General features: G+C 68.3%; 1 protein-coding gene. It reads left to right on the forward strand.

All coding sequences use genetic code 11. The features are described from left to right. The first annotated feature begins 47 nt into the window (after nucleotides 1-47). Nucleotides 48-917: a DNA-3-methyladenine glycosylase family protein gene (locus F6S12_RS32155; protein ID WP_123472894.1), complete on the forward strand. Its 870-nt coding sequence runs from the start codon at nucleotides 48-50 to the stop codon at nucleotides 915-917. Nucleotides 918-981: the final 64 nt, after the last annotated feature.

A 981-nucleotide genomic window follows, 5' to 3' on the forward strand; every position in this document is an offset into this window, starting at 1 on the left:
GGCGCCTTATTGGCGGCCTATGGCTTGTACAGCGGCCTGCTGGCGCTGTGATTCATCACCTGCCCTACCAGGGCGCCTACGACTGGCCGGCGATGCTGGGCTTTCTCAGGGCCCGCGCCATCGAAGGCCTGGAGGTGGTGCAGGGCGATACTTATGCCCGCACCTTCGCGCTGGCGGGCGGGCAAGGCATCTTGAGTGTCTGCCCGGGGCCTGCAGGCCATTTGCAGGTGCAGTTGCAGGGGGCCGAGCAGGCCCTGCTGCCCCAGGTGCTGGCGCGCTTGCGCCGGCAATTCGATCTGGACGCGGACCTGTCCCTGATCAACCGCCATCTGGCCCGTGATCCGCTGCTCGCACCGTTGCTGGCGGCACGCCCGGGCCTGCGAGTACCCGGGGCCTGGGACGGTTTCGAGCTGGCCATTCGCGCCGTGCTGGGCCAGCAGATCACCGTGCAGGGCGCGATCCGCCTGGCGGGCAAGCTGGTGGCGGTGCATGGCCGGTTGCTGGCCAGTCCCGACCCGCAGTGGCCTGGTTTGACCCACCTGTTTCCCACTCCCCAGGTGCTGTCCACTGCCAACCTGGCCGACCTGGGAATGCCCCGCAGCCGGGCACGCACGCTGTCTGCCGTGGCCCAGGCCTTGCTCGACGATCCACTCCTGTTCGAACCCAGGGCCAGCCTGCAACAGGGGGTGGAGCGCCTGTTGCAATTGCCGGGAATCGGCGATTGGACCGCGCAATATATCGCCCTGCGCCAGTTGCGCGAGAGCGATGCCTTTCCGGCGGCGGACGTAGGCCTGTTCAACGCTATGGCACGTCTGCAGGGGCTGCGGCCCAATGCCCGCCAACTGCTGGCCCGGGCCGAGGCCTGGCGGCCGTGGCGCGGTTATGCGGCGCAGCATTTATGGGCGGCCATGGGCTGAAACGGTCCGCCGGTTCCTACGGGATCAACTGCCAGCCAGGGCCTTCACCACCATCTGGGGCGAT

Source organism: Pseudomonas sp. JV245A (assembly GCF_032424515.1).
In the GTDB taxonomy this organism is placed as follows: domain Bacteria; phylum Pseudomonadota; class Gammaproteobacteria; order Pseudomonadales; family Pseudomonadaceae; genus Aquipseudomonas; species Aquipseudomonas protegens.